Origin of the sequence: Trueperella sp. HMSC08H06, from assembly GCF_001808465.1 — a bacterium.
Classification (GTDB): Bacteria; Actinomycetota; Actinomycetes; order Actinomycetales; family Actinomycetaceae; genus Trueperella; species Trueperella bernardiae.
The window spans coordinates 14,345-41,174 of the sequence record NZ_KV793365.1; the positions used below are offsets into that span (position 1 = coordinate 14,345).

The 26,830-nt window shown below is 66.7% G+C and carries 25 protein-coding genes; 24 read left to right on the top strand and 1 reads right to left on the bottom strand.

Annotated features, from left to right (window positions below; all coding sequences use genetic code 11):
* Positions 1–22: 22 nt before the first annotated feature.
* The 16 genes from HMPREF3174_RS06620 (at position 23) to HMPREF3174_RS06695 (ending at position 20,479) form a co-directional block, all read left to right on the top strand.
* Positions 23–1,108 (top strand): alpha/beta hydrolase, encoded by a 1,086-nt coding sequence (locus HMPREF3174_RS06620; protein ID WP_062611980.1) that lies wholly within the window; start codon positions 23–25, stop codon positions 1,106–1,108.
* A 10-nt stretch (positions 1,109–1,118) separates the two neighbouring features.
* Positions 1,119–1,388 (top strand): hypothetical protein, encoded by a 270-nt coding sequence (locus HMPREF3174_RS06625; protein ID WP_062611981.1) that lies wholly within the window; start codon positions 1,119–1,121, stop codon positions 1,386–1,388.
* Positions 1,389–1,475: 87 nt separating this feature from the next.
* Complete coding sequence (locus HMPREF3174_RS06630) at positions 1,476–2,210, top strand: SDR family NAD(P)-dependent oxidoreductase (RefSeq protein WP_246783076.1); 735 nt, start codon at positions 1,476–1,478, stop codon at positions 2,208–2,210.
* A 347-nt stretch (positions 2,211–2,557) separates the two neighbouring features.
* Positions 2,558–5,758 carry an isoleucine--tRNA ligase gene (gene ileS / locus HMPREF3174_RS06635; RefSeq protein ID WP_062611984.1) on the top strand — a complete coding sequence of 1,067 codons (3,201 nt, stop codon included), beginning with the start codon at positions 2,558–2,560 and terminating at the stop codon, positions 5,756–5,758.
* Positions 5,755–7,293, top strand: a complete 1,539-nt coding sequence (locus HMPREF3174_RS06640; protein ID WP_070448275.1) for a bifunctional folylpolyglutamate synthase/dihydrofolate synthase — start codon at positions 5,755–5,757, stop codon at positions 7,291–7,293. Before ileS ends, HMPREF3174_RS06640 begins: the two co-directional genes overlap by 4 nt.
* A 56-nt stretch (positions 7,294–7,349) precedes the next feature.
* Complete coding sequence (locus HMPREF3174_RS06645; protein WP_062611988.1) at positions 7,350–8,498, top strand: AAA family ATPase; 1,149 nt, start codon at positions 7,350–7,352, stop codon at positions 8,496–8,498.
* Between the two features lie 281 nt (positions 8,499–8,779).
* Complete coding sequence (locus HMPREF3174_RS09285; protein ID WP_148132189.1) at positions 8,780–9,085, top strand: hypothetical protein; 306 nt, start codon at positions 8,780–8,782, stop codon at positions 9,083–9,085.
* A 46-nt stretch (positions 9,086–9,131) separates the two neighbouring features.
* Positions 9,132–9,545 (top strand): nucleoside-diphosphate kinase, encoded by a 414-nt coding sequence (ndk, locus tag HMPREF3174_RS06655; RefSeq protein WP_062611992.1) that lies wholly within the window; start codon positions 9,132–9,134, stop codon positions 9,543–9,545.
* Between the two features lie 19 nt (positions 9,546–9,564).
* Entirely contained in the window at positions 9,565–9,942 is a 378-nt protein-coding gene (locus tag HMPREF3174_RS06660; RefSeq protein ID WP_148132190.1) for a hypothetical protein, read from the top strand.
* Entirely contained in the window at positions 9,899–10,765 is an 867-nt protein-coding gene (locus HMPREF3174_RS06665) for a hypothetical protein (RefSeq protein ID WP_148132191.1), read from the top strand. Before HMPREF3174_RS06660 ends, HMPREF3174_RS06665 begins: the two co-directional genes overlap by 44 nt.
* 30 nt (positions 10,766–10,795) lie before the next feature.
* A complete protein-coding gene (gene smc / locus HMPREF3174_RS06670; RefSeq protein ID WP_070448278.1) occupies positions 10,796–14,371 on the top strand; it encodes a chromosome segregation protein SMC in 3,576 nt (1,191 codons plus the stop codon).
* A gap of 141 nt (positions 14,372–14,512) precedes the next feature.
* Positions 14,513–15,043 (top strand): hypothetical protein, encoded by a 531-nt coding sequence (locus tag HMPREF3174_RS06675; protein ID WP_143601951.1) that lies wholly within the window; start codon positions 14,513–14,515, stop codon positions 15,041–15,043.
* 53 nt (positions 15,044–15,096) lie between these two features.
* Entirely contained in the window at positions 15,097–16,422 is a 1,326-nt protein-coding gene (locus HMPREF3174_RS06680; protein ID WP_068538530.1) for an amidohydrolase, read from the top strand.
* A 145-nt stretch (positions 16,423–16,567) separates the two neighbouring features.
* Positions 16,568–17,773, top strand: coding sequence for a signal recognition particle-docking protein FtsY (gene ftsY, locus HMPREF3174_RS06685; RefSeq protein ID WP_070448279.1), 1,206 nt, complete (start codon positions 16,568–16,570; stop codon positions 17,771–17,773).
* Positions 17,774–17,856: 83 nt separating this feature from the next.
* Positions 17,857–19,401: a signal recognition particle protein gene (ffh, locus tag HMPREF3174_RS06690; protein WP_062612004.1), complete on the top strand. Its 1,545-nt coding sequence runs from the start codon at positions 17,857–17,859 to the stop codon at positions 19,399–19,401.
* Between the two features lie 13 nt (positions 19,402–19,414).
* The gene (locus HMPREF3174_RS06695; protein WP_070448280.1) at positions 19,415–20,479 is read left to right on the top strand and encodes an amidohydrolase family protein; all 1,065 of its coding nucleotides are present in this window, start codon (positions 19,415–19,417) and stop codon (positions 20,477–20,479) included.
* A 27-nt stretch (positions 20,480–20,506) separates the two neighbouring features.
* Here HMPREF3174_RS06695 and HMPREF3174_RS06700 read toward each other — a convergent pair whose 3' ends face one another.
* Positions 20,507–21,451 carry a cation diffusion facilitator family transporter gene (locus HMPREF3174_RS06700; protein WP_062612006.1) on the bottom strand — a complete coding sequence of 315 codons (945 nt, stop codon included), beginning with the start codon at positions 21,449–21,451 and terminating at the stop codon, positions 20,507–20,509.
* A 306-nt stretch (positions 21,452–21,757) separates the two neighbouring features.
* On the opposite strand from HMPREF3174_RS06700, the gene rpsP reads away from it, so the two are divergent.
* The 8 genes from rpsP (at position 21,758) to HMPREF3174_RS06740 (ending at position 26,783) form a co-directional block, all read left to right on the top strand.
* Positions 21,758–22,222: a 30S ribosomal protein S16 gene (gene rpsP / locus HMPREF3174_RS06705; protein ID WP_068538439.1), complete on the top strand. Its 465-nt coding sequence runs from the start codon at positions 21,758–21,760 to the stop codon at positions 22,220–22,222.
* Complete coding sequence (locus HMPREF3174_RS06710) at positions 22,222–22,458, top strand: RNA-binding protein (RefSeq protein ID WP_062612013.1); 237 nt, start codon at positions 22,222–22,224, stop codon at positions 22,456–22,458. Before rpsP ends, HMPREF3174_RS06710 begins: the two co-directional genes overlap by 1 nt.
* Positions 22,459–22,539: 81 nt before the next feature.
* Entirely contained in the window at positions 22,540–23,079 is a 540-nt protein-coding gene (gene rimM / locus HMPREF3174_RS06715; RefSeq protein WP_062612018.1) for a ribosome maturation factor RimM, read from the top strand.
* 2 nt (positions 23,080–23,081) lie between these two features.
* On the top strand, positions 23,082–24,437 hold the full coding sequence (gene trmD, locus HMPREF3174_RS06720; protein ID WP_070448281.1) for a tRNA (guanosine(37)-N1)-methyltransferase TrmD: 1,356 nt from the start codon (positions 23,082–23,084) through the stop codon (positions 24,435–24,437).
* Between the two features lie 119 nt (positions 24,438–24,556).
* Positions 24,557–24,907: a 50S ribosomal protein L19 gene (rplS, locus tag HMPREF3174_RS06725; protein WP_068538437.1), complete on the top strand. Its 351-nt coding sequence runs from the start codon at positions 24,557–24,559 to the stop codon at positions 24,905–24,907.
* Between the two features lie 148 nt (positions 24,908–25,055).
* Positions 25,056–25,820, top strand: coding sequence for a signal peptidase I (lepB, locus tag HMPREF3174_RS06730; RefSeq protein ID WP_062612023.1), 765 nt, complete (start codon positions 25,056–25,058; stop codon positions 25,818–25,820).
* Positions 25,807–26,475, top strand: a complete 669-nt coding sequence (locus tag HMPREF3174_RS06735; protein WP_068538436.1) for a ribonuclease HII — start codon at positions 25,807–25,809, stop codon at positions 26,473–26,475. The genes lepB and HMPREF3174_RS06735 overlap by 14 nt, the downstream gene beginning before the upstream one ends.
* On the top strand, positions 26,472–26,783 hold the full coding sequence (locus HMPREF3174_RS06740) for a DUF2469 domain-containing protein (RefSeq protein WP_068538435.1): 312 nt from the start codon (positions 26,472–26,474) through the stop codon (positions 26,781–26,783). Before HMPREF3174_RS06735 ends, HMPREF3174_RS06740 begins: the two co-directional genes overlap by 4 nt.
* The last annotated feature ends 47 nt before the right edge of the window (positions 26,784–26,830 follow it).

Genomic DNA, 26,830 nt, shown 5'->3' on the forward strand with positions numbered 1-26,830 from the left:
CGGCGGGATTAATCTGTATGTTATGAATCTTCTCAACGGCTGGGTTGTGCTCGGTATCGCCGCCCTCGCCATCATCCTTGGTGGGCTTGGTTTCGCCCTCATCTCCCGCCCCGGAACCGGCGCGCTTCGCGCGGTTGGGCGGGCGGCCACGGTCGTCGTCGTGCAACTGTGCGTCCTTGTCACGTTCGCTGCCGCCATCAACTACCAGTTCGGCTTCTTCCGCAACGTGTCGGAGGTAGCGGGGTTCGTCAGCGGCCAGTCCGCCAAGGGCAAGGTAGAGCCCGTGGCGCCCGAGCCGAGCGCCACCGAACCCACGACCGACCCGCGCTACGTGCTGTCCTGGCAGGATTCCTCCGACCCGGGGATGGTCGCCGCGGAGATGACGGGCCCCGAATCGGCGGTCACCGCTGAGATGCGCGCCTGGGTGCCGCGCGGCTACCCGGAGCCCGGCGTAAAATACAACGTCATGCTCCTCCTGCCCGGCACGCCCGGCAATGCCTCGGCCATCGCGCCCGCGATCGGCGCCCCCGAAGAACTGCAGCGGGCCATTGACGCCGGCGAGATCGCGCCCACTCTCCTCATCACCTCGGATATGAATTTCGGGGGCAGGGTCGCTACCTGCGCGGACGTCGCCGGCGGGGACAAGGCGGAGACATGGTACGCAAGGGACCTGCCCGCCGCGATCCGGGCCAACTTCAATGTCACCGACGACGCGAACGGCTGGAGCGTGGTCGGGCCGTCGATGGGTGCGTATTGCGCCGCGAGGATGGGGATCCTTCACCCGGAGGTGTATGGGAGCGCCGTGTGGCTGCACGGGATCGATCGCCCGCTGCCGGATTCCTTCCCCACCACGCTCGGGGTGGTCGACAGCCAGCGCTTGTCCGAACTCATCAAGGACGTGCCCCGGCAGGGCAACCTCATGTTCGTCTCCTCCACCGAGGATCCCGGTACCGCCGAGGACGCCCAAGCCGTGGTCGACGCCGCGCCCGACCCGTCCAAGATCTACCACCACGCCCTCACACGCGGCGGGCACGGCTGGGCCGTGTGGGTGACCGAGTTTCCCGACGTCGTGGCCTGGCTGGCAAGCGTTCAGCACGGAACAAAGTAAGGAGAATGCTGTGTGGGGACCCGGAACGCCCTTTGGGCTCACCAGTCTCAAACTGCTGGCCGTGGTGATCGCGGTGGGGCTCGCGTGCCTCGTCTACCTCCTGTGGCGGCTGAACCGGAGTGAGCGGCCGCGGCGCCGGGCCAGGGTGCTCGACGCCGTGCTCTACACCGGCGCAACCGTGCTGCCGGTGCTGGCCCTCTTCATGCTGGGCAACCGGCTCGGCGGCTTCTACACCTCGTTCGCCGAGCTCGCGGACCAGATCGGGCAGCTTGCGGGGTAGGTGAGTCGAGGCCGGCCGAGCCAACTCCAACTGCCAGCCGGCGAGGCGCCCATGCGCGGTAGGCTGGAGGTGAGGGAAGGAGCTCACATGACAACAGCGCTGGTGACGGGAGCCTCGTCGGGAATTGGAGCCGCGGCCGTGCGCGCGTTCGCCAAGGACGGGGTGCGTGTCATTGCTACCGCGCGCCGCGAGGACCGGCTGCGCACCCTGGCCGAGGAGACCGGCTGCGAGTACCTAGTGGCGGACCTGCTGGCCGACGGCGTGGACGTGATCGGGCGCTACCTGGCCGCCCACGGCCCGGTGGGCGTGCTTATCAACAATGCTGGGGGAGCGCTCGGCACCGATCCGGTGGCCGAGGGCAATCTCGACGAGTGGCAGCGCATGTACGAGCTCAACGTGCTGGCGAGCCTCAAGGTCACCCAGCTGGTGCTGCCCCACATGAAGGAAAACGGCGGCACCCTGCTGTACATCACCTCCACCGCCGCGCACGGCACCTACCCGGGCGGCGCGGGGTACACCGCCGCCAAGCACGCCGAGCGCATGATCCCGGCTACCTTGCGTCTGGAGCTGGTGGGCAAGCCGGTCCGGATCATCGAGATCGCGCCCGGCATGGTCCACACCGAGGAGTTCTCCCTCAATCGCTACCACGGCGACCAGGCCGCCGCCGACAAGGTGTACGAGGGCGTGGACAAGCCGTTGACCGCGGAGGATGTGGCTGAGGCGATTCGCTGGTCGGTCAGCCTCCCGGCGCACGTCAACGTCGATTCCATGATCATCCGCCCACTCGCGCAGGCCTCGAATACGGTGGTCGCGCGCTCGTAGGGCAGTTGTCGCCGTCGTCGGCCGCACCGCCCGAACGCGGCCAAGATCACGTCCGCCCCTCAAGCGTGACATGGCGCCCTGCGGGGGCTCGCGGATATTATTGGTCGTGGCTTTGATCCGGCTATCACCGGGGAGCTTCCGGAAGAACGGCCGCTGGCTAAGCTGCCCAATTGGCGCAGCTGGCCGAGGGGCTCAGTAGAACCGGACGGGTGGACCCGTCATCGTCTCCAATAAGCGGCGTAGCGTGGCTACGCAAGCGAGGTGGTACCGCGGCGCAAGTCGCCCTCGCCGATAACTTCCAGAAGAACTGGGGCGCGTCGGCGGACGCGGCCCACGTGAGGAGAGAAATGACCAGCCGAAAGTACCCCCTGCATCGCGACGGCGACGCCGTGGCCTCCCCGAATTTCCCGCAGCTTGAGGAAGACATCCTCGCCTACTGGGAGAAGGATGACACGTTCCAGGCCTCGATCGATCAGCGTACGGGGGACGAATTCGTCTTCTATGATGGCCCGCCGTTCGCCAACGGCCTGCCGCACTATGGCCACCTCCTCACGGGCTACGTCAAGGACGTCATCGCCCGCTACCAGACCCAGCAGGGTAAGCGCGTGGACCGCGAGTTCGGCTGGGACACCCACGGGCTACCCGCCGAACTGGAGGCGGAGAAGGTGCTCGGGATCGAGGACAAGTCCGAGATCGAGACGATGGGCATCGAGAAGTTCAATGACGCCTGCCGCACCTCGGTGCTGACCTACACCAAGGAGTGGAAGGAGTACGTCACCCGCCAGGCGCGCTGGGTGGACTTCGACAACGGTTACAAGACGCTCGACCCCACGTTCATGGAGTCGGTGATCTGGTCGTTTAAGACGCTGTGGGACAAGGGCTTGGTCTACGAGGGTTACCGCGTGCTGCCGTACTGCTGGAATGACCAGACCCCGCTGTCGAACCATGAGCTGAAGATGGACGACGACGTCTACCAGGACCGCCAGGATCAGACGGTGACGGTGGGCTTGCGCCTCGAGTCGGGCGAGCTGGCCCTCATTTGGACGACGACGCCGTGGACCCTCCCGTCCAACCTGGCGATCGCGGTGGGCCCGCAGATCGACTACGTGACCGTGCGTCCCGCGGATGGCCCGCTGGCTGGCCAGGACGTGCTGCTGGCAAAGGCGCGCCTTCGAGCCTATGCCAAGGAGCTGGGCGAGGATCCGCAGGTGGTGGCCGAGTACAAGGGCTCCGACCTGCAGGGCAAGAAGTACTACCCGATCTTCGACTACTACACGCGCGAGGATGAGAAGCCGGGCCCGAACGCCTGGCAGATCCGCACCGCTGAGTACGTCTCCACTGAGGACGGTACGGGCCTGGTTCACATCGCCCCCTACGGTGAGGACGACATGTTCGTGCTCGCTGAGGCGGACATCAAGGTGATCGAGACCGTAGACACGGCGGGCAAGTTCTTCCCCAACATCACGGACTACGCCGGGGTCAATGTGTTCGAGGCCAACCGCCCGATCATGAATGACCTGCGCGACGGCACGGGCTCCCAGGAGCGCATCCCGGCCGAGCGCCGCTCGGTGCTGGTGCGCGAGCAGTCCTACGTGCACTCCTACCCGCACTGCTGGCGCTGCCGCAAGCCCCTCATCTACAAGCCCGTGACCTCCTGGTTCGTTGCCGTCACCCAGTTTCGCGACCGCATGGTGGAGCTCAACCAGCAGATCACGTGGCAGCCGGAGCACATCAAGGACGGAATCTTCGGCAACTGGCTGGCCGGCGCCCGCGACTGGTCGATCTCCCGCAACCGCTACTGGGGCACCCCGATCCCGGTGTGGAAGTCGGATGATCCGGCCTACCCGCGCATCGACGTCTACGGATCATTCGCCGAGCTCGAAGCCGACTTTGACCGCCTGCCGGTGGGCCCGGACGGGGAGCCGAACCTGCACCGGCCCTACATTGACGAGCTGACCCGCCCCAACCCGGACGACCCGACGGGCAAGTCCACGATGCGCCGCATCCCGGACATCCTCGACGTCTGGTTCGATTCGGGTTCGATGCCGTATGCCCAGAAACATTACCCGTTCGAAAATCAGGACTGGTTCGAGTCCCACTTCCCGGGCGACTTCATCGTCGAATACATCGGCCAGACCCGCGGCTGGTTCTACGTCATGCATGTGCTGTCTACGGCCCTGTTCGACCGCCCGGCCTTCACCTCCTGCATCTCGCACGGCATCGTGCTGGGCAACGACGGGCGCAAGGCCTCCAAGTCGCTACGCAACTACCCGGACCCGATGGAGATGTACGACCAGTACGGTTCGGACGCCGTGCGCTGGATGCTCATGAGCTCCCCGGTGCTGCGCGGCGGCAACCTGGTGGTCAACGAGGAGAGCATCCGTGAGGCGATGCGCCACGTCATCCTCCCGCTGTGGAACACGTGGTACTTCTTCGCTCTCTACGCGGGCACGTGCAACAAGGGCGAGGGCTACGTGGCGTCGCCGATCGACGTCGACGACGCCGAGGCGCTCGCGAGCCTGGACGTCATGGACCGCTACCTCCTTTCGCGTACGAAGCTGCTGGCCGACGCCGTCAAGGCCGACCTCGACGGGCTGGACATTCCGGCGGCAACGCAGGAGGTGCGCGGGTTCATTGACCTGCTGACGAATTGGTACGTGCGCACGTCCCGCGACCGCTTCTGGAACGAGGACGAGGGCGCCTTCGATACGCTCTACACCGCGCTTGAGACTCTCATGCGGGTCTCGGCCCCACTCCTGCCGCTGGTGGCGGAGGAGATTTGGCGCGGGCTGACGGGCGGGCGTTCGGTCCACATGACCGACTGGCCCACGTGGCCCGAGCACGTCGTCGATGCGGATCTGGTGAAGGTCATGGACGAGGTGCGCGACGTCGTCTCGCACGCCCACTCGCTACGCAAGGCCCACTCGCTGCGCGTGCGCCAGCCGCTGCGCTCCCTGACCGTGGTCACCGGCCTGGACCTGGCCCCGTTCGCCTCGCTCATCGCCTCCGAGGTCAACGTCAAGGAGGTCAAGATCCAGACGGCGGAGGAGTCCGGGCTGGAGGTGCGCAAGGAGCTGACGGTGCTGCCGCGCGAGCTGGAACCCGCCGTGCGTCGTCACACGTCTGCCCTGTTCAAGGCGGCGCGCGAGGGCGCGTGGGAGCTGGAGGGTGACCGCGCCCGCATGCTCATCGACCCGGTCATTGTGCTCGAGCCCGGCCAGTTTGAGGCGACCACGGCCGTGGAGGCGGCCGAGGGCTCGGTGGCCGAGGTGCTGGATTCGGGCGCGTTCGTCGTGCTCGACACGGTGCTTGATCCGGATCTGGAGGCGGAGGGCTACGCGCGCGACGTCGTGCGCGCGGTCCAGGACCAGCGCAAGGCCGACGGCTTGCACGTGGCTGACCGCATCCGCCTCACCCTGCGCGTTCCTGATGAGCGGGTGGCCGCGGTCGAGGCCAACCTCGACATGATCACCGCCGAGACCCTGGCCCTCGAGGCGAGCGTGTCCGGCGGCGCCGACACCATCGATGTGAACGTGGAGAAGCTATGAGCGAATCGCGTTTCGACGAGGGCCCGGACCCGCTGACCGGTCAGGAGGCGGGCGACGAGCTCGACGCCGACCTCGAGGCTGTCCTGCGCTCGCGGCTGGTGGTGGGCCCGGACCCGTCCGTGCTCGACGACGTCGTGGCCGCCCCCGCACCCGACCCCACCGAGCAGCTGGCCGACCAGGTAGAGCTGGAGCGCCAGGTCGCGGAGATCTACGCCCAGATCGTGGCCCGCGCCCCGGAGCACAAGGTACAGCCTTCGATCCAGCGCGTGGCCGACTGCCTGGACATGATGGGTAACCCGCAGCGGTCCTTCCGCGCGGTCCACATCACCGGCACGAACGGCAAGACGTCCACGGCCCGCATGATCGAGTCGCTCCTGCGCGAGCGCGGGCTTCGCACGGGCCGCTTCACCTCCCCGCACCTGAACTCGGTGCGTGAGCGCATCAGCATCGACGGCCAGGCCATTTCGCCCGCCGCTTTCATTCAGGCGTGGGAGGACGTGGCCCCGTTCGTGGCGTGGGTGGATGAGAAGTCCGCCGCTGAGGGCGGCCCGCGGATGTCGTTCTTCGAGGTGTTCACGGTGATGGCATATGCCGCGTTCGCGGACGCGCCGGTCGACGTCGCCGTCGTCGAGGTGGGCATGGGTGGCAAGTGGGACGCCACGAACGTCATCGACGCGGAGGTGGCCGTGCTCATGACGGTCGCCCGCGACCACGAAAAATGGCTCGGCTACGAACTGACCGACATCGCCACTGAGAAGCTTGGCATCCTCAAGCCGGGCGCCACCCTCATCAGCGCCCGCCAGGACCCCGAGGTACTTGACCTCGTTCACGACGCCGTCCGGGCCAATCGCGCCGAGTACGTCCAGTACGGCCAGAACCTGCAGGTGCTTGACCGGGAGAGCGCGGTGGGCGGGCAGATCATCACGGTTCGCACTCCGGCCGGTGTGTATGAGGACGTGCCGCTCGCAATGTTTGGCGACTACCAGGCCAGCAACGCGGCCATGGCGATCGCGGCGGCCGAGGCCCTGTTCGGCGGGGGAGCGTGGAGCGGGGACGTGGTGGAGCACGCGCTCATGGCCACGCACTCGCCGGGGCGCATGGAGGTGGTGCGCAAGTCGCCGCTCGTGCTGGTCGACGCCGCACACAACCCCGCTGGCGTGGAGGCGACAGTGGGGGCGCTCGAGGAGAACTTCCCCGGCACGCGCGTCCTCGTGTTCGCCGCGATGGCGGACAAGGACGTGGAGGGCATCCTGTCGGTTGCTGAGCCGCACTTCTCCTCGGTGGTGGTGACCGCGCTGGATTCGGAGCGGGCGATGCCGATCGACGAGACCGCCGAGCTTGCGCGCGAGGTCTTCGGCGAGGACCGCGTGGCCGTGGAACCGAACCTGGACACGGCGATCGTGTACGCCGCCGACGTGGCCGAAAGCGCCGACGTCGAGGAGCTCACCACCCCGCACGTGGTGGTCATGGGATCGATCGTGCTGGCCGCCAATGCGCGCGCGGTCATGGGCCGGCCGAAGGTGGATGGCTCCTAGGAATGCGCCGGCCGTCCGTATACGATGGGAGGAAACGGACGGCCCTGGGAGGGAAAATGCGCCTGACGAAACTGCAGGTCAAGAACTGGAGAAATTTCCACGAGATTGACTTCCGCCTGGGGCAGCGCCTCATTATCGTCGGTGCGAACGCCACCGGCAAGTCAAACCTCCTGGATGTCTTCCGCTTCCTGCGTGACATCGCAAGCCCCCAGGGCGGCCTGAGCTCCGCGATTGAGAACCGTGGCGGTTTGAGTACGATCCGCAATCTCAACGCGCGCAACTTCAATAACGGGCACGTTGAAATCCTCGTGGTCATGGATGACGGCGGCGAGGAATGGACCTACAATCTTGCGATCAGCCGGGAATCCTCGGGCCTGCGCCGGCCGACCGTTGCGAAGGAAGTGGTGACGCGAGCGGGCGAGACTATCCTTTCGCGCCCCAACGCGGCCGACAACGCCGATCCGGTCCTGCTCACTCAGACCCACCTGGAGCAGATCGCGAGCAACACGAAGTTCCGGGACGTGGCGAGGTTCTTCGAAGGGATTCGCTACTCGCATCCCTCCCCGCAGAGCATTCGTCACTCCAGTCCCACCCGGACATCGAGTGACGCCGTGGGGAACGGGCTCATTGCGGAGATCAACGCCACGCAGGAGCGCACTCGGCTGGCTCGCCTGAAGCGCATCCAAGCGGCGCTTCAGACGGCGGTGCCGAACTTTGAATCGCTGAAGCTGGAGATCGACAAGGCCGGGCACCCACACCTGGTCGCGGCCTTCAAGAACTGGCGAAAGAATCCGGCGAACCAGCTCGAAACTGAGTTTTCCGACGGCACGTTGCGGCTCATCGCACTACTCTGGGCAGTGCTTTCCCAGCCTCGATCCGAGGGGATCTTGCTGCTGGAGGAGCCCGAGATCTCGCTTAACCGTGAGATCATTCAGCAACTCCCGTCGATGATCGCCTCCGTCCAGCGTGGCAAGGACATGCAGGTGGTCATGACCTCTCACTCGCCCGACCTGCTCGACGATGAGGGCGTTGCCAGCGAGGAGATCTTGGTACTTACGCGCGGAGACGAGAACACGCAGGCTAGTCTGCTATCGGAGTGTTCGCCGGAGTCAGATTTCGTCGATACCGGAGTGCTGAAGTCCGAGGCCATCTCCAATCTCATCAACCCTCGCATCGGTACCGGTCTTGTCCAAGCGATGCAGTGATGGCCGCGCGTGTCTACCTTGTGTGTGAGGGGAGGAGTGACCTTGCCTTCCTTGCGCGTCTTGTGGAGTATGTGGGAGCGGAGGTGTGTGGCGATTTCATTCAAAATGGCGTTGCAAATCTTGACAAGAAGATCAGTGCGTACTGTGAAGCGGCGTCGGTACCAGACGGGGGCGTTTGGTTGGTCGTACGTGACTCGGACGGAAAGTGCCCGGTTGATCTTCGGCAGGCTTTGCTCGGTGGTTCCTGCCCAAGCAGCTTTCTCCTCAGAATCGCCGACCCCATGATCGAGGAGTGGATGCTGGCCGACCATGAGGGCGCCGCTTCTTTCTTTAGAGTGCCGACTAATGAGGTGCGCAATGCGCAGCGAAGTGAGCGCCCCAAGAAGGAGCTTTTAAGGGCCGTCGCTCGTTTCGGAACGAAGACGATGAAACAGCGCCTGGTGAGAGACGGCCATCGGCCTGGCCCGGAATTCGAGTCGGTATATGGTGAGTTCTCTCAGGTGTGGGACATCGACAATGCGATGAAGAATTCCGAGAGTTTACGCCGGGCGCACGATGCCCTGTGCCGCGCACTTTTGCTGTCCTAGCCCCGTTTTTCGCACGCAATGGTGAGGGCGCGACTATCATAGGAGCATGACTGAACAAACACTGATCCTTGTCAAGCCTGACGGCGTGGAGCGTGGTCTCACTGGCGAGATCCTGCGCCGTATCGAAGCGAAGGGCTACCGCATCGTGCGGATGCGCATGCTCACCGCCACTGATGATCTGCTGGCCCGCCACTACCACGAGCACACGGAAAAGTCTTTCTACGCGGGCATGACCGCCTACATGAAGTCCGGCCCCATCGTCGCGGCCGTCATTGAGGGCGATCGTGTGATCGAGGGCGTCCGCTCCCTGTCCGGTGCCACCGAGCCGACTGCGGCCGCGCCCGGCACGATCCGTGGCGACCTCGGGCGTGATTGGGGCGACGGCGAGATCCGCAACCTCATCCATTCCTCTGACGGTGCGGAGTCGGCCGCCCATGAGATCTCCGTCTGGTTCGACTAGGTCTCGTAGCGCGTTCGCTTTGGTCGCTGGACTCGCCCTCCTGGGCGGGTGCTCCAGCGACCCGATGAGTGAGGTCACGTATAACCTTGCGCCCTCGGCCACTTACTCGGAGGACGAGGTGCGCGAGGCGGCGGACGTCGTCGTTGATCACTGGACGGCGTTGTCAGAGGTGCTGGAGGATTTCGGGTCGGTGACGTACACGGGCGAGCTCGACTCCGATTATTGGGCGAGCCAGTACGACGGAGATGAGGCCATCGTGCTCACAGTCGACTTCATCACGAATGACAAGGCTCCCGAGATGGGGCTGAACGGCGACGATACGTATACGGATTACAAGGAGATCCTTGTGCGTAATGATGGCGGCCCCTGGAGGGTTGTTGACGGTGGATACGGCTGACCATATCCCGGCTGAGGGTGAACCCGAGCCGCGCGGATGGCATGTGTTCACCCACGTGACGCTCATTGCGCTGGCGGTGTGGGTTTCCTGCGCCACCGCTCTGTGGCTCGCCATCACCCTGCCGGGCCGCGAATGGGACTCCGTCCGCCTCGGCTGGTGGATCACGGATCCGCTGAAGATCGTCGTGGTCATCGGGGCGGCCCCGCTGCTCGCGTGCCTGGGCGCGCTGGCCGCCTGGAGGTGGCGGACGTGGGGGATCGGGCTGGCGATGTTAGCCTGGGTGTTCGCCCTGCCCCTTGCGGGGATCACATGGCTGGGCATCGCACCTTCGATGCTCACCTTCGCTTACCTCGACATCTGGTGTTTCGACCCGGCGGACTGCCGGGAGGGCTGGCAGAGCGACGTCGGCGAGTACGAGTCCCTCTCGCCTTTCACCATGCGCCGCCGGCCAATCCCCGAATCCGAGCTTGTCACCGTGCCGGAGGTCGAGGCCACCCCGGAGGCCACCGCCTCACCGTCGCCTGAGCCTTGGTCCCTGCCGACCGTGGCGGCCAGGTGGGACGTGGGGGAGGTGGAGGCCTTCGATGTCGACCCCGAGCACGCGGTCGTCGTCGTGGACAAGGCCGGCCCCGCTAACCGCAACGTCTTCGTCGAGCGTATGGGTCAGGAGTGGGTCTATGTTGCGGAGTTGCCATCGACGGGCGCGGTAGAGGACGTCGAGGTAGCCGCGGGCCGGATCGAGGTGACGTTCATGCGCACGGATGGGAGCCGCGAGCGCGCCGTATCCATCGACGGCGGGATCACGTGGAGCGCGGATAGCTGAAAATTTGCTCGTCCACGATAAACTGGGCGCGTGCACCTGAAAACCTTGACCTTGCGTGGCTTTAAGTCTTTCGCCACGACCACCACCATGAGCTTCGAGCCGGGTATTAACTGTGTGGTGGGCCCGAATGGGTCGGGTAAGTCGAATGTGGTGGATGCGCTCGCGTGGGTGATGGGCGAGCAGGGTGCGAAGAATCTGCGCGGCGGGAACATGGCCGACGTGATCTTCGCTGGAACCGCGAAGCGCCCCGCGCTGGGCCGCGCCGAGGTCACGCTCACGATCGACAACACCGACGGCGCGTTGCCCATTGAGTTTTCCGAGGTCACGATCTCGCGCACCCTGTTCCGCACGGGTGGTTCGGAGTATGCGATCAACGGCACGGCCTGCCGCTTGCTCGATATCCAGGAGCTGCTGTCGGACACGGGCATGGGCAAGGAGATGCACGTCATCATCGGGCAGGGCAAGCTTGACGAGGTGCTGACGGCCACGCCTGAGGACCGCCGCGGTTTCATCGAGGAGGCCGCCGGCGTGCTCAAGCATCGGCGCCGGAAGGAAAAGGCGCTGCGGAAGCTAGAGTCGATGCAGGGCAATCTCACGCGCATTGAGGACCTTGCCGGGGAGTTGCGCCGCCAGCTCGGCCCGCTCGCCCGCCAGGCGGCCACGGCCCGGCGCGCCCAGGTCATCCAGGCTGAGGCGTTCGACGCGCGGGCTCGCATTCTTGCCGACGACGTCGCCCAGGCCCAGGCGCGCCTGCAGGCTCAGTCGGTGAATGAGAAGAAGCTCCAGGAATCCGCGGCCGAGTTGGCCGCGCGCGTGGCGAGAGCGGCGAACGAGGTGTCCGAGCTCCAGGCGGCGGCGGATGCGGCCAGCCCGCAGATCGCGGCGCTGACGGAGAACTGGCAGCGGCTCGGCTCGCTCGTGGAGCGCTTCCGCGGGCTGGCGAACCTTGCCACCGAGCGCGAGCGTTCCCTGCTTCAGACCGGCCCGTCGGCGCATCGCGGGGAGGCCCCGGAGCGTATCTGGCAGCGGGCGGAGGAGGCCCGGGTCGAGGAGGAGAGCCTGGGTAAGGAGGTCCGCGCTGCCGAGGACGCGCTGCGTGAGGTAATCTCTCGGCGGGAGGGCGCCGAATTGCGCGAGCGTGAGCTGGACCAGGAGCTTGCCACCGTCAACCGCTCTGTGGCCGATCGCCGCGAGCTGGCAGCCCGGTTGAATGGCAAGATTGCCACGGCGAGTTCGCGCATCGAGTCGCTTGCCGCTGAAAAGGAGCGCGTGGCCGCCGCGATGGCGGAGGCCGGCAAGCGCGCGGATGCCGCCGAGCAGCAGGTCATCGAGCTTGAGGAGCAGGCGGTGGCTCACACCGACGGCGACGACACGCTCTCTATCGCCCACGAAGAGGCGGCGCGCGTGCGCCAGGGTGCGCATGATGCGGTCGAGGAGGCCCGTCAGGCCGTGGCCGCCGCGCAGTCCTCGGTGGTGGAGTGGCGCACGAAGGCCGACACCCTCGAACTCTCGCTCGCCCCCGAGGACGCCACCGCCTGGCTCTTGGACGAGCACCGCACGGGCGTGGTGGGCCTGGTGCGGGATGCGGTGAAGATCGCCGGAGGCTGGGAGGCCGCCGCCGAGGCCGCGCTGTCGGGCGTTGCAACGGGGGCGATCGTGCGCGACGTCGACGCCGCCGTCGACGCCCTGCGGGCCGCCCGCGAGGCCGACGCCGGCCACCTCGAGCTCCTCATCGAGTCCGGTGCGCGATCCGATCGCGACGACGCCGCCCGCGCGGCGCTCGCACAGACTAATCTTGCCGCCGACCAGGCGCGGCTGGCCTCCGACGTCGTGGAGGGAGAGGGCGGCTCGGCCGTGGCTCTGCGCGCGCTAGTGACCGGCACGGTGCTCGCGGTCGACCTCGCCGCCGCCAAACAGCTCCTCGACGCCGGCGCGCCGGCGGTGGCGACCATGGCTGGCGACGTCCTGTCCGGCACCCACGCCTGGGGCGGGCAGGTGCAGGCGGCCGCGATCCTCGCCCGCCAGGCTGCTTACGACGACGCCCGGGCCCAGACCACCGCCGCCACCGAGGCCCTCGCGCGGGCCGAGGAGGAGCTGGCCCGCGCCCACGCAGCCGCCGCGGTCGCCGATGAGGACTTTGACCAGATCGCCGCCCAGCTCGGCGTCCGCGATTCGCACCTGGCGGCTGTCAGCGCCCAGCTCGGCGTGCTGCGCCAATCGCTGTCGGCTGCTCACCAGGAGATCGAGCGTAACGAGGAACGTGTGCGCCGGATTGACCACGATCTTGAACGGCACATCGACGAACTTGCCGACCTGCGTGAGCAGCAGGGCCAGCTCGAGGACGCCCCGGAGGACCTGGCCAAGCACGCGGCCGAGCTGTCAGCCGAGCGGGACGCGGCACACAAGCTCACCGTGGCGGCGCGTTCGGACGAGACGGAGGCCCGGCTGAGGCTCCGCACCCGTGAGGAGCGCCTGCGCGCGATCGCCGGCAAGTCGGAGGCGCTCCAGGCGCAGGCCCGCTCGGTCGAGGCCCGCATCGCCCAGGAGGAGCGCGCGGCAGCCCGGCGCCAGGAGGCGGCCGGGGTGGCGGAACAGGTGGCGAAGGACGCCACGGCCGCGCTCGTCGTCGCGCAAGAATACCTTGCGGCCCTCAGCGCTGAGCGCGAGGAGGCCGAGGGCATGCGCGCCACACGCGAGGGCGAACTCTCCGCGGCACGCACTAGCCTCGAGCGGCTGCGCCAGGAACAGCGCGAACTCGACGACCTGGGCCACCGCCACGAACTCGCGCTCGCCGAACAGCGCCTCAAGTACGAGCAGCTCGCGGCGAAGGCGATCGATGACCTGGGCATGTCAGCTGACACGCTCGTGGCCGAGTTCGGCCCCCACCTCATGATCACCTTGCCGCAGGCGGAGGGCGAGAAGCCGAAGCCGGAGCAGCCGTTCGTGCGCGAGGAACAGGAAAAACGCCTGATCAAGGCCGAACGCGACCTGGCACGCCTGGGCAAGATCAACCCCCTCGCCCTCGAAGAGCACGCCGCGCTCGAGGAACGCCAGCGCTACCTCACTGAGCAGCTTGAGGACCTGCGCCAGTCGCGGGCGGACCTGCTGGGGATCGTGCGCGACATCGACCAGCGCGTGAACGAGGTGATGACCAGCGCACTTTCGGACGTGGCCCGCGAATTCGAGACGACCTTCGCCAGCCTCTTCCCGGGCGGGAAGGGACAGCTGGTGCTCACCGACCCCGACGATGTGCTTGCTACCGGCGTCGACATCGAGGCCCGCCCGCCGGGCAAGCGGGTCAAGCGGCTCTCGCTCCTGTCGGGTGGGGAGCGCTCGCTGACGGCCGTGGCGTTCCTCATCGCGATCTTCAAGGCGCGTCCCTCGCCGTTCTACGTCATGGACGAGGTGGAGGCCGCGCTCGACGACACGAATCTCTCCCGCCTCCTTGGGCTGTTCGAGGAGCTGCAGGACAACTCGCAGCTGCTCATCATCACCCACCAAAAGCGCACCATGGAGATCGCCGACGCTCTTTACGGTGTGGCCATGCGCGAAGACGGCGTTACCAGCGTCATCTCCCAGCGGGTCAAGGACCTCGCCGGAAGCTAACGACGCACGGGCGGCGGGCAGGTACGGACCCTGGTCCCGGCTGCCAGCAGGGACCGTGACCCAATTGTGATGGAAACGCCCACGGCGAAGCGTGCTATTTGGGTGGGGCTGGTCTAGAACTAAAGGGTGATGACCATTCTGATGAGTGCAGCTGTTGTGGGGACCGTCGGCGGCGGCGCCTACTATTTAGCGCGCGGACGCAAGACCGCCGAAGGGCGCGAATGGGTCGAGGAATCGGTCAGGGCGTGGCGCTCGAATGAGTTGGACGGGGACAGGTTCGTGGTTCACATGAAGGACACACACCTGTCGGATATGTTTGCCACCTTCGGCGGCGATCAGCGCGATCCCTACTACTCCCCGGACGGCATTGAGGAAAAGTTCTCCCGCGCGGTCGGCTCCTCGGCCCCGCGTAAAGTCCTTGACGCCACCGAGCTTGCCGTCATCAAGGCGCTCGAGGCTGCCGGGGACGTCAAGCAGGACTACTCGGAGCGCGCTTCCCACAAGGCGCCGGCCCAGTCCACGCGCGCGCAGAAGGTGTGGGCGGCGTGCTCGGCGGGTGCTGGCACGGTGGCACAGGTGGCCAAGCAGGGTGCGCGAGGCTCTGCTCGGCTCGGCAGGGCGCTGTATCGCGGTGCGCGTCGGATCCCGGGCGCCGTGCGTCGTCGTCGGTGATCACGCCCGAAGGAGGCTCCGATAACATCGGGCATAACGGAAATAAGGACATCATGACCGCTATCACCGACGATATTGCGCGTCGCATCAACGACGCCGCCGCCCAGATGACCGACGAGCTTGTGGAGTGGCGCCGTGACTTCCACCGCTACCCCGAGCTTGGCTTCCAGGAGTACCGCACCACCGTGATCATCCTGGAGCGCCTCACCGATTGGGGCTACGAGGTGCTCTACGGCCCCGACGTGTGCGAGGCCGACGAGCGCATGGGCCTGCCCGGTCCCGACGCCGACGCCGCGGCCTTCCAGCGCGCGCTCGACGAGGGCGCCGCCCCCGCGTGGCTGGAGAGGATCAAGGACCAGTTCACGGGCGCGGTGGCGATCATGCGCAACGGGGAGGGGCCCACGGTCGGCATGCGTTTCGACATCGACGCCCTGCCCATCCACGAGGCCGACGACGACGATTTCGAGCCGGCCGCCAAGGGCTTCCGCTCCGAGCATGAGGGCACTATGCATGCCTGCGGCCACGACGCCCACATCACCATCGGTCTGGGCACCGCCAAGCTACTGGCCGAGATGAAGGATTCGTGGTCCGGCACGCTAAAGATCATCTTCCAGCCCGCGGAGGAGGGCGTGCGAGGGGCGAAGTCGATCGTGGCCAAGGGCCACCTTGACGACGTCGACTTCATGCTCGCCCAGCACGTGGATGAGAAGTCCCAGGACGGGGACATCTGCTCCGGAGCGGGCGGCGCGCTCGCGACCACGAAGATGGACGTGAACTTCTTCGGCCGCTCGGCTCACGCCTCGGGCGCGCCCGAGGAGGGGCGCAACGTGGTGCCGGCCGTGGCTACCGCGATCCTCAACCTGTACGCGATCTCCCGCCACTCGCACGGGCCCAGCCGGGTCAACGTGGGCAAGGTGATCATCGACGGTGGGCGCAACATCATCGCCGACAAGGCGCACCTGGAGATTGAGGTGCGGGGCGATACCACCGAGACCAACGAGTACATGGAAAAGCGGGCCAGGGCGGTGATCAAGGCGGCGGCCGCGATGTACGAGCTCGAGTATGAGATCGTGCGGATGGGGGAGTCGATCTCGCTCGATTCCGACCGCGAGCTCATGGAGCGCATCGACGCCGTCGCAGCGGAGCTGGGCCTGAAGGCGCACCAGCCGAACTGGATGGAGGCCTCCGGATCGGAGGACTACGCCTTCATGATGGATCGGGTCCAGGCCAACGGCGGCAAGGCCACCTTCATCCGCATGCTCACCGCTTCGCCCGCCGGCGCGCATAACCGTAAGTTCTGCGTGGAGGAAAAGGTGTTACCGGCCGGGGTTCGGATCTTCACCGGCGCCGCGATCGACCTCATGCCGCGCGGCGAGTAAAGTATTTTGGACGGTTTCGGCGAGATCTTCTTTATATGGGGACATCGCGCCGGAACCGTCCAAGGTTTTTCAATGGGCCTGGTGGCGCGGTCCGCCGAGCGAGTCACTCTTTGGAATATCGCCCGATGTAGGCGAGACTAGAGCCGTGGATACTCAACAGATCATCATTCTTATCCTTGGCATTCTTGCTATTCTCGCCCTTGGCACGGCGCTGGTTGTGCGCCAGCGCAGGTCTTCGTCGAAGGAGCTGCCCTGGGAGCAGCGCCCCGAGCTCGAGCAGCAGGCGCCGGCCGAGGCTGAGCCCGACGTCGAGGCGCCGGTAGCGCCGCAGGTTCCGGCCGAACCTGGGCCGGCCGAGCCCGAGGTCCCTGCGGAGCCCGCGGTCCCCGAGGTCGAGGTCCCGGCCGTCGAGGTTCCTGAATCGGTGGGCTCGCGCATGGAGCGCCTGCGCGGGCGCCTTGCCGCCTCGGGCGCGCTCGGGCGCGCGCTCCTGTCGATCCTGTCGCGCGGCGACCTGTCCGAGGCGGGCTGGGAGGAGTTCGAGGACACGCTCCTCATGGCCGACCTCGGCCTGGACGCCACCACCGAGCTCATGGACACCCTGCGCACGCAGACCAAGGTGCGCGGTACCACCGACGTGGAGGAGGTGCGCGTGATCCTGCGCGAGGAGTTGCTCGCGCTCGTCGGCCCGGACATGGACCGTTCCCTTAACCTTGAGCCCGTCGTCGCCGACGACGCCCGCCACCCGGCTTCGATCCTCATGGTCGGGGTCAACGGCACGGGCAAGACGACCACCACCGGCAAGCTGGCCCGCCTCCTCGTGGCCGACGGCAAGAGCGTGGTGCTCGGCGCTGCTGACACGTTCCGCGCGGCTGCCGCCGACCAGCTTGCCACGTGGGGTGAGCGCGTTGGCGTCGACGTCGTGCGATCCGACCGTGAGGGTGCAGACCCGGCGTCGGTGGCCTTCGAGGCCGTCAAGGTCGGGCGCGAGTCCGGGGCCGACGTCGTGATCGTCGACACCGCCGGCCGCCTGCAGAACAAGGCGGGCCTCATGGACGAGCTGGGCAAGATCCGACGCGTCATGGAAAAGGGCGCCCCGCTACGCGAGGTGCTGTTGGTGCTGGACGCGACAACGGGCCAGAACGGCATGACACAGGCGAAGGTGTTCGCGGAGGTCGCCGGGATCACCGGCATCGTGCTCACCAAGCTGGACGGCACAGCCAAGGGTGGGATCGTGGTCTCGGTCCAGCGCGAGCTTGGCGTGCCGGTGAAGTTCGTCGGTCTGGGGGAGGGCGCCGACGATCTGGCACCCTTCAACCCGGAGGATTTCGTCGATTCCCTCCTCGCCTAATCTCCTGCCCCAAGCGCGCCACCTGGCCGGCGGCGCGCTTGGGGTAGACTTTTGCTCGTTCTATTACTTCGTTTGAGGTCTGCATGTTTAATTCGCTTTCTGATCGGATCACCGGTTCGCTTCGCAACCTGCGCAAGGCAGGGCGCCTGTCGGAGAAGGACGTCGAAGCGGTCATCGGCGACATTCGCCGCGCGCTGCTGGATGCGGACGTGGCCCTGCCCGTCGTGCGGCAGTTCACCGCCGCGGTCCGTGAGAAGGCGGTGGGTGCGGTGGCGAGCCAGGCGCTCAACCCCGCCCAGCAGGTGGTCAAGATCGTCAACGAGGAGCTCATCGAGGTGCTCGGCGGTCAAACCCGCGAGCTGAACTGGGCCCCCAAGCCGCCCACGGTCATCATGCTCGCCGGCCTCCAGGGTGCGGGCAAGACCACCCTGGCCGGCAAGCTCGGCCGCTGGCTGCGCGAGAACGGCCACCGCCCGCTCCTCGTGGCCTCGGACCTGCAGCGCCCCAACGCCGTCAACCAGCTCCAGGTGGTCGGCGAGCAGGCCGGTGTCCACGTCTTCGCCCCCGAGCCGGGCAACGGCATCGGCGACCCGGTCGAGGTGGCCCGCAACTCGGTTCGTTACGCGAAGGAAAATACGTTCGACGTGGTGGTGGTCGACACGGCCGGCCGCCTCGGTGTGGACGAAGAGATGATGGCCCAGGCGCGCGACATCCGTGATGCCGTCAACCCTGATGAGATCCTGTTCGTGCTGGACGCGATGGTCGGCCAGGACGCGGTCAATACCTCCCTCGCCTTCCGTGACGGGGTGGGCTTCACCGGTGTGGTCCTTTCCAAGCTCGACGGCGACGCCCGCGGCGGCGCCGCGCTGTCCGTGCGCGGGGTGACCGGCCAGCCGGTCCTGTTCGCCTCCACGGGCGAGAAGCTGGACGCCTTCGAACGCTTCCACCCGGACCGTATGGCCTCCCGTATCCTTGACATGGGTGACCTGCTCACCCTCATCGAACAGGCCGAGCGCACGTGGAGCGAGCAGCAGGCCGAGGACCTGGCCTCGAAGATGGCCGGCGGCGACTTCACGCTTGACGACTTCCTCGAGCAGCTCAACCAGATCCGCAAGATGGGCTCGATGAAGAAGCTCATGGGCATGTTGCCCGGCATGGGCCAGTACCGCGAGGCGCTCGAGGAGTTCGACGAGCGGGAGATCGACCGCCAGGAGGCGATCATCAAGTCGATGACCCCGGCCGAGCGCGCCGACACCCGCATCCTCAACGGCTCGCGTCGCCTGCGCATCGCCAACGGCTCGGGCACCACGGTCACGGAAGTCAACCAGCTCGTGGACCGCTTCGAGCAGGCGAAGAAGGTCATGACCAGCATGTCGCGCGGCGGGATGCCGAACATCCCGGGCATGCCGAACATGCCGGGCATGGGCGGTGGCTACACGAAGCGGCAGAACAAGAAGAAGCGCAACACCTCCGGTTCGAAGAAGGGCCGCTCGGGCAACCCGGCCAAGCGCCGCCAGCAGGAACTCGCCGCCCAGCGTGAGGCCGAGGCGAAGAAGGGCAGCGCGTTCGGCGGCCCGCAGGCCAAGCCCGAGGTCGACATGGAGGAGCTGGCGCGCTTCCTCAAGTAGGCGGGGAGGAATCATGACCGTTCATCTTCACGGTACCCTCCGTGGGACCGACGCGAGCCAAGCCTGGATCGACGGCGGCCGCCTCGCCTTTTCGCCCCCGCGCTCCGGTGGGGGAGAGGAGATTGCGGGCTTCGCTTACCCTGGCCTCCTCGACGTCCACACCCACCCCGGCATGCGCCGCACGCCCGAGCCGCTCCCGGTGGCTGAGATGCGCCGTCGCCTGCAGGTGCTGGCCCGGCACGGGATCACCACTGTTCGCGACGCCGGGGGCCAGCACGATGCGAAGGTCGCGTGGGAGCCGGGGCTGGCCCGCGTCATGCATTCGGGCCAGCACATTGCGCGCTTCAAGCGTTACGAACGCCACCTCGCTGTCGACGTCGAACCCGCAGGCCTCCCCGCCGAGGCCGTGCGCCAGTTCGAGCGCGGGGATGGTTGGATCAAGATCGTAGGCGACTGGATCGACCGCGAGGTCGGCGACACCACGCCGCTGTGGCCGTGCAGGGCGCTGATCGACGCTGTGGCCGCCGTTCACGACGCCGGGGGCAAGGTCACCGCCCACACCTTCGCCACCGAGACGGTGGATGACCTGCTGGAGGCGGGCGTGGACGGGATCGAGCACGGCACGGGTATGACCCGTGACCACCTGCTGGAGGCCGCCGCGCGGGGGATCCTCATCACCCCCACGGTTCACCAGATCCGCCGCTTCCCCGAGTTCGCGGCCAAAGGCGCGAAGTTCCCCACCTACGTGGAACGCATGCTGGGGATGGACGCGAGGCGCCGCGAGCACCTGGCCCTCATGGTCGAGACAGACACGCACTTCCTCATGGGCTCCGACACGGCGGAGAACGTGGCGGAGGTCAACCTGGTTGACGAACTCATCGACGCGGTCGAGGACGGGATGCCGGCCGACCTCGTCATGGCGGCCGCCACCTTTGATGGGCGAGCCAAGATCGGCTTCGACGTGTGGGCGGAAGGGGAGCCGGCCGACGTCGTCGTGTACCGGGAAGACCCGGAAGTCAACATCGAGACGCTACGCGAGCCGCTGGCCGTGTTCGCCTCAGGGGTGCGCGTCATCTAGGCCGCGCCGGCCCGTCAGGTCGGCGGGCTAGGACCAGTACTCGTCGCCGAGCGGGATGAAGCCCTCGGGGATATCCTCATACGAGGCCTCGTCCTCGATCGGTTCGACGTGGATGACGATGTCGGTGTTGTCGAGCCGGGCCTGGATCGCGCGCTCGACCTCCATCGCGAGGTCGTGGCCCTGCTTGACCGTCCACAGCCCCGGCACCTGGAGGTCGACGTTGATGAAGCGCTCGCGGCCGGACTGGCGGGTCTGCAGACCGTGGAAGCTGATCGAGCCCGGCTGGCTGAAGCTTCGCAGGACCTCGACGATGGCCGCGTTTTCGTCGTCGGGAAGTGTGACGTCCATGAGGCCGGAGAGCGAGGTGCGCAGGAGCGAGAGGCCCGTCCACACGATGTTGATGGCGACGGCGATCGCGATGAGGGGATCGAGGATGGACCAGCCGGTTGCCAGGACGAGGAGAAGGCCGACGATGACGCCGGCGGAGGTGATGAGGTCGGTGAGCAGGTGGCGCCCATCGGCCTCGAGCGTGATCGAGCGCTTCTTACGGCCCACGCGAATGAGGTACATGCCGGCGGCGCCGTTGATGAGGGCGGCGATGGCGGAGATGACCAGGCCAATCCCGAGGCTCTCCACGGGCTTGGAGTGAGCGAGGCGCATGATCGCGGCGAAGATAATGAGCGCGGCCGCGCCGAAGATCATGGCGCCCTCGATGGCGGTGGAGAAGTACTCGGCCTTCGAGCGCCCGAAGGTGTAGCGCGAGCTGGCGGGCTTGGCGGCCAGCATGAGCGAAATGAGGGCGATGACCGCCGCGACAAGGTTGACCACTGACTCCATCGCGTCCGACAGGAGGGAGACAGAGCCGGTGGCGAGGTAGGCTCCCGCTTTGAGCGCGATGGTCACGATAGCGACGCCGATCGAGAGCCACGCGTACGGCGCGAGGTTCTCCCTGTGGCGGGTGTCTTGGGTCATGACTCCATTGTCGTTCCTGCCAGCGGCGATGGGAACTAACAGTTGAGGGACCTTTCGCACACTTCGCTACAATGAAACGCCGTGTTTAGGGCTCCTGAAAACCCGGCACGTGACCACTACCACCGAGCGGAAAGCGAGCAGGGAGTGCAAAAAGTGGGCAAAGTCTGGCATCATGGTTCGTTGTACTCAGGCATCACCGGGTCCCTCTCACCCTGGCGGCGTCTCAGTCCGGGTAAAAACCAGACGCATGATTTCCCACGTTTCCGGTTGGAACCCACCAAACATGAACTAGGAGTGACCGCTAAAGTGGCAGTCAAGATTCGTTTGAAGCGTATGGGCAAGATCCGTGAGGCCCACTACCGCGTCGTCGTCGTCGATTCTCGCAAGAAGCGTGACGGCCGCGTCATTGAGGAGATCGGTTACTACAACCCGAACACCGAGCCGTCGGTGATCGACATCAACTCGGAGCGTGCTCGTTACTGGATCTCGGTCGGCGCCCAGCCGTCGGAGCCGGTGCTGGCTCAGCTGAAGATCACGGGTGATTGGCAGGCAGCCAAGGGTCTCGAGGGTGGCTCCACCCTGAAGACCGCCGAGGTTGTGGACATCGCCGCGCAGCGCGAGGAGGCCACCAAGGCCGTCCAGGCCGAGGCCGAGAAGCGCCGCGCCGACAAGGCGAAGGCTCGCGAGGAGGCCGAGGCGGCCGCCGCAGCGGAGGCTGCACAGGCTGAGGCCGAGGCTGACGTGGCTCCGGCAGAGGCTGAGGAAGCGTAATGCTTGCTGACGCCTTGGAACACCTCGTTCGCGGAATCGTGGACAATCCGGACGACGTCGAGGTCACCTCGCGCAACAACCGCCGCGGTGAGCTCCTCGAAGTCCGAGTCAATCCCGAGGACCTCGGGCGTGTGATCGGCCGCAACGGCCGCACGGCCAAGGCGTTGCGCTCCGTGATCGGCGCGCTTGCAACGCAGGGCCCGGTACGCGTTGACGTGATCGAAACCGATCTGTGATAACTTCCGTGAAGGACCCGCCAGGTGTGGCGGGTCCTTTGCTATCCAGGCAAGATTGAAGGAAGAGAAAAAGGGGGAGTCATGCAGTTGACGGTGGCGATCATTGGTGCCGCGAACGGCCTCAAGGGTGACGTGAAGTTGGACGTGCGCACGGACGATCCGGAGCGGCGGCTCGCCGTGGGCACCACGCTGGAGACCGACCCGGCCGACATGGGCCCGGTGACGATCACCGCGCGGCGCGAATACAAGGGCACCCAGTACGTGCGCTTCGCCGAGTACGCCGACCGCACGGGCGCCGAGTCGCTGCGCGGGGTGAAGCTGGTCATCGAGTCGGATGAGGACGAGGCGGAAGAAGATGCCTGGTTCCCGCACGAGCTCAAGGGCCTGGAGGTGCTCGACCCGGAGGGCTACGAGCTCGGCATCGTGGTCGGGCTCGAGCCGATGCCCGCTCAGGACCTGCTGGTGGTGCGCGAGCCGGACGGGATCATCACCCGGGTGCCCTTCGTCAAGGAGATCGTCACCGAGGTGGACCTCGAGGATAACTGCGTGATCATCGACGCCCCTCCCGGGCTCTTCTCGCCCGACGAGCTCGTGATCTCCGAGGAGACCGAGGGGCGGTAGGCGTGCGCTTTGACATCATCTCGGTCTTCCCCGAGTTCTTCTCCGTGCTCGACCTGTCGCTTGTCGGCAAGGCGCGCAGCCGCGGCCTTATCGATATCGCCGCGCACGACTTGCGCACCTGGACCGCCGACGTCCACCGCACCGTGGACGATTCGCCGTTCGGCGGGGGCGCCGGCATGGTGATGAAGCCGGACGTGTGGGGCAAGGCGATCGACGACGTCGTGGGCCCCGGCCGTGCCGTACTTGCGATCCCGACGCCCTCGGGCGCGATGCTCACGCAGCAGGCGTGCTGGGAGCTGGCGGAGGCTGACCAAATCGTCATCGCGTGCGGACGGTACGAGGGGATCGACGCCCGGGTGGCCGAACATTACCGTGCGGCGGGCATGGAGGTGGTCGAGTATTCGCTCGGCGACTACGTACTCAACGGGGGAGAGGTGGCCGCGATTGCGTTGGTCGAGGCCGTCTCGCGGCTCGTGCCGGGGATGGTGGGCAACCCCGAGTCGCTGCGCGAGGAATCGCACGGGGTGGCCGGCCTGCTCGAGTACCCGGTCTACACCCGGCCCACCTCCTTCCGCGGCCTGGACGTGCCCGAGGTCCTCACCTCCGGCGACCACGGGAAGGTGGCTCGCTGGCGGCGCGACCGCGCCCTCGAGCGCACGGCCGCCCGGCGCCCGGACATGATCGCCGCGCTCGACGTGGCTGGCTTGGGCAAGAGGGATCGCGCGACCTTGACCCGGCTCGGCTGGGTGGTCGGGGAGGGCCTGCAGCGCGTAGTCGTGAACGAGGCTGGGCCGGCGGAGGCGGGAGAGGTCGCTGCCCTTGCCGGCCGGCTCTTCCCGCACGCCTGCCCGCCCGGCATGGCCGACGCCGACATCGCGGCCTTCGTGGCCGAAAACCTGAGCTCGGAGCGGTTCGCGAACTACGTCGCCGACCCGCGCTACCTCGTGCTCGTGGCCCGCGTGGGTGGCAAGCTCGCCGGCTACGCGATGGCCTTCTTCCCGGCGAGCGCACAGGACCAGGCCGAGGCGATCGAGGCGGGGGCGCCGGTCGACGTCGTGCTGGAGGACACCCCGCGTGAGGGCGAGCTCGTGTACCTGTCCAAGCTCTACGTCGATACGCCGTGGCGCGGCACGGGCGTGTTCGACATCCTCATGCGCGAGGCCCTGGCCGAGGTGGCGCGGCGGGCCGAGGGTGGCGAGCCGTACGTCTGGCTAGGGACGAACACCGCCAACAAACGTGCCATCCGGGCCTACAAGCGGGCCGGCTTCAGGGTTGTGGGCGCGCGCGAATTCGTTGTGGGTGAGCAGATCAACAAGGATGTCACTTTGGCGATCCGGGCGCGTGTGCCACAATTGTAGGGCTTGTATGGGATTCGCGGCCTGCCGCAGGGGGCACGATCCGGCTGCAAGTTCTTTCCGACGAACGGGCGAAAGCCCGGAAAGCACTCTGACCTGCGCGCAGGGTGGTTGAGAAGATAATGAACATTATCGACAAGATTAACGAAGCATCGCTGACCGAGCGCCCCGACTTCCGCGCGGGTGACACGGTCAAGGTCAACGTGAAGGTTGTGGAAGGCCAGCGTCACCGTATCCAGGTCTTCCAAGGCGTTGTCATCGACCGCAAGGGCGGCAACGGCATTGGTGCGACCTTCACGGTCCGCAAGGTGTCCTTCGGTGTTGGCGTGGAGCGTCGCTTCCCGCTGCACTCCCCGAACGTTGACTCAATCGAGGTGGTCAGCCGTGGCCGCGTTCGCCGCGCCAAGCTGTACTACCTGCGCGATCGTCACGGCAAGGCCGCGAAGATCCGCGAGATGCGTGCAGACGCCTAAGGGTGTCGCAAGCTGGAAGCACCCGCGAGGGTGCTTCTTTTTTATCCACAGCCCGAACGCTGTCGGCGAAGTCACGTGGAGACACCCCGGCTCGGCGGCGAACGTGCCCGGCCGGTGACGTAGTGTAGTGGTCAGTAGGAGGAGCGCGATGGAGGAACTTGACCAGGCGGACGCGATGCCGCCGTCGTACCCGCCCGAGCACCGTGCTGAACCGAGTCGGAGCGAGAAGGGCGAAGTGGGCGCCAAGAAGCGCCTGGGATCCACCGTGCTCGAATTTGCCACGATCATCGCGGTAGCTCTCCTCATCTCGGTCATCATCAAGACCTTCTTCGCGCAGGCCTTCGCCATCCCGTCTGAGTCGATGGAGAACACGCTTATTCCGGGGGATCGGATCCTGGTCAACAAGCTGGCGGACTCGGAGGAAGACCTCCACCGGGGTGACGTGGTCGTGTTCGTGGACCCGGGCAACTGGCTGTCCGACTCGGCGAAGCCGCACTATTCTGGGGTGCAGAAGGTGCTCATCAGTGTGGGCGAACTCGTGGGCGTGGTCCCACAGAACGTGGGCGACCATCTGGTCAAGCGCATCATTGGCCTGCCCGGCGATCACGTGGAGTGCTGTCATGACGGCCTCATCACGGTCAACGGCGAGCCGATTACGGAGACGTACATCAAGCCCGGATCCTCGCCGTCGGACACGGAGTTCGACGTGGTGGTTCCTGATGGGCACGTGTGGCTCATGGGCGATAACCGCGACCGCTCGAAGGATTCGCGCTACCACCAGCAAGCCACCGGCTTTGGTTTCGTGCCGATCTCGAACATCGAGGGGCGAGCGTGGCTGACCATGTATCCGCTCGACCGGATGGGTAAGATCCCCTCGGCCAGAGAGGTGTTCGCAGGCGTTGATAGTCCCTGATCGCGAGGTCGAGCTCGCCCTGTTGCGCGAGGTGAGCGAGCGCGGCGGTCGCTACGTGGCGGGGGTTGACGAGGTGGGGCGCGGGGCGCTCGCCGGGCCGGCCACGGTGGGCATCGCGGTCGTCTCCCTGGGTACTCCCGATGACTTCCCCGCGGGACTGCGCGATTCGAAGCTCATGACGCCGATAGCGCGGACCCGCGCAGTGGGCCAGGTCCGTGAGTGGGTGGAAGCCGCGGCGGTGGGGCACGCGGGCGCCGACGTCGTCAACCAGTGGGGGATCATCGGCGCGCTGCGGTATGCCGCCGGGGAGGCGCTCGCCCAGCTGGATCTGCCGATTTCGGCGGTGATCTTGGACGGCACGCACGACTGGTGGTCGCCGTCGGAGTTGCCGATCGGGCCGCAACTTCCGCCCTATCCTGTGCACATGGAGGTCAAGGGCGACGCGCGCTGCGCGGTGGTGGCCGCGGCGAGCGTGCTCGCGAAGGTGGAGCGCGATAAGATCATGACCCGGCTCGGCGCGCAGTATCCGGGCTACGATTGGGAGCGAAACAAGGGATACTCCTCGCCGGCCCACATCGCGGGCCTGGGAGCGCTCGGCGCGAGCGAGCACCACCGAACGAGCTGGAAACTACCTGGATTGGAGCAGGGACGATGAGCGAACTGGAGAACTACGAAGCGGACGCCGAACTCGCGCTCTACCGCGAGTACCGGGACGTGGCGAGCCTGTTCCAGTTTGTGGTGGAGACCGAGCGGCGCTTCTATTTGGCCAACGACGTCGATGTCAAGGTTCGCGCCTCGGCCGCCGGTGACGTCTTTTTCGAGGTGACGCTCACGGACGCGTGGGTGTGGGACATCTTCCGCCCCTCGAGGTTCATCCGCGGCGCGCGGATCGTAACCTTTAAGGACGTCAACGTGGAGGAGCTGAACAAGCCCGATCTCTCGCGCGGGCTCGACTTCGAATAGCGTTATTTCGCGAAAAAACATTATCCACATTTTCCCTTGCGGGAGCT

Excerpts from the sequence above, each read along its gene's own strand:
- HMPREF3174_RS06620 (WP_062611980.1), top strand. The coding sequence starts at position 23 with ATGAATCTTCTCAACGGCTGGGTTGTGCTCGGTATCGCCGCCCTCGCC.
- HMPREF3174_RS06630 (WP_246783076.1), top strand. The coding sequence starts at position 1,476 with ATGACAACAGCGCTGGTGACGGGAGCCTCGTCGGGAATTGGAGCCGCG.
- ileS (WP_062611984.1), top strand. The coding sequence starts at position 2,558 with ATGACCAGCCGAAAGTACCCCCTGCATCGCGACGGCGACGCCGTGGCC.
- HMPREF3174_RS06640 (WP_070448275.1), top strand. The coding sequence starts at position 5,755 with ATGAGCGAATCGCGTTTCGACGAGGGCCCGGACCCGCTGACCGGTCAG.
- HMPREF3174_RS06645 (WP_062611988.1), top strand. The coding sequence starts at position 7,350 with ATGCGCCTGACGAAACTGCAGGTCAAGAACTGGAGAAATTTCCACGAG.
- HMPREF3174_RS09285 (WP_148132189.1), top strand. The coding sequence starts at position 8,780 with ATGATCGAGGAGTGGATGCTGGCCGACCATGAGGGCGCCGCTTCTTTC.
- ndk (WP_062611992.1), top strand. The coding sequence starts at position 9,132 with ATGACTGAACAAACACTGATCCTTGTCAAGCCTGACGGCGTGGAGCGT.
- HMPREF3174_RS06665 (WP_148132191.1), top strand. The coding sequence starts at position 9,899 with ATGATGGCGGCCCCTGGAGGGTTGTTGACGGTGGATACGGCTGACCAT.
- HMPREF3174_RS06675 (WP_143601951.1), top strand. The coding sequence starts at position 14,513 with ATGAGTGCAGCTGTTGTGGGGACCGTCGGCGGCGGCGCCTACTATTTA.
- HMPREF3174_RS06680 (WP_068538530.1), top strand. The coding sequence starts at position 15,097 with ATGACCGCTATCACCGACGATATTGCGCGTCGCATCAACGACGCCGCC.
- ffh (WP_062612004.1), top strand. The coding sequence starts at position 17,857 with ATGTTTAATTCGCTTTCTGATCGGATCACCGGTTCGCTTCGCAACCTG.
- HMPREF3174_RS06695 (WP_070448280.1), top strand. The coding sequence starts at position 19,415 with ATGACCGTTCATCTTCACGGTACCCTCCGTGGGACCGACGCGAGCCAA.
- HMPREF3174_RS06700 (WP_062612006.1), bottom strand. The coding sequence starts at position 21,451 with ATGACCCAAGACACCCGCCACAGGGAGAACCTCGCGCCGTACGCGTGG.
- HMPREF3174_RS06710 (WP_062612013.1), top strand. The coding sequence starts at position 22,222 with ATGCTTGCTGACGCCTTGGAACACCTCGTTCGCGGAATCGTGGACAAT.
- rimM (WP_062612018.1), top strand. The coding sequence starts at position 22,540 with ATGCAGTTGACGGTGGCGATCATTGGTGCCGCGAACGGCCTCAAGGGT.
- rplS (WP_068538437.1), top strand. The coding sequence starts at position 24,557 with ATGAACATTATCGACAAGATTAACGAAGCATCGCTGACCGAGCGCCCC.
- lepB (WP_062612023.1), top strand. The coding sequence starts at position 25,056 with ATGGAGGAACTTGACCAGGCGGACGCGATGCCGCCGTCGTACCCGCCC.
- HMPREF3174_RS06740 (WP_068538435.1), top strand. The coding sequence starts at position 26,472 with ATGAGCGAACTGGAGAACTACGAAGCGGACGCCGAACTCGCGCTCTAC.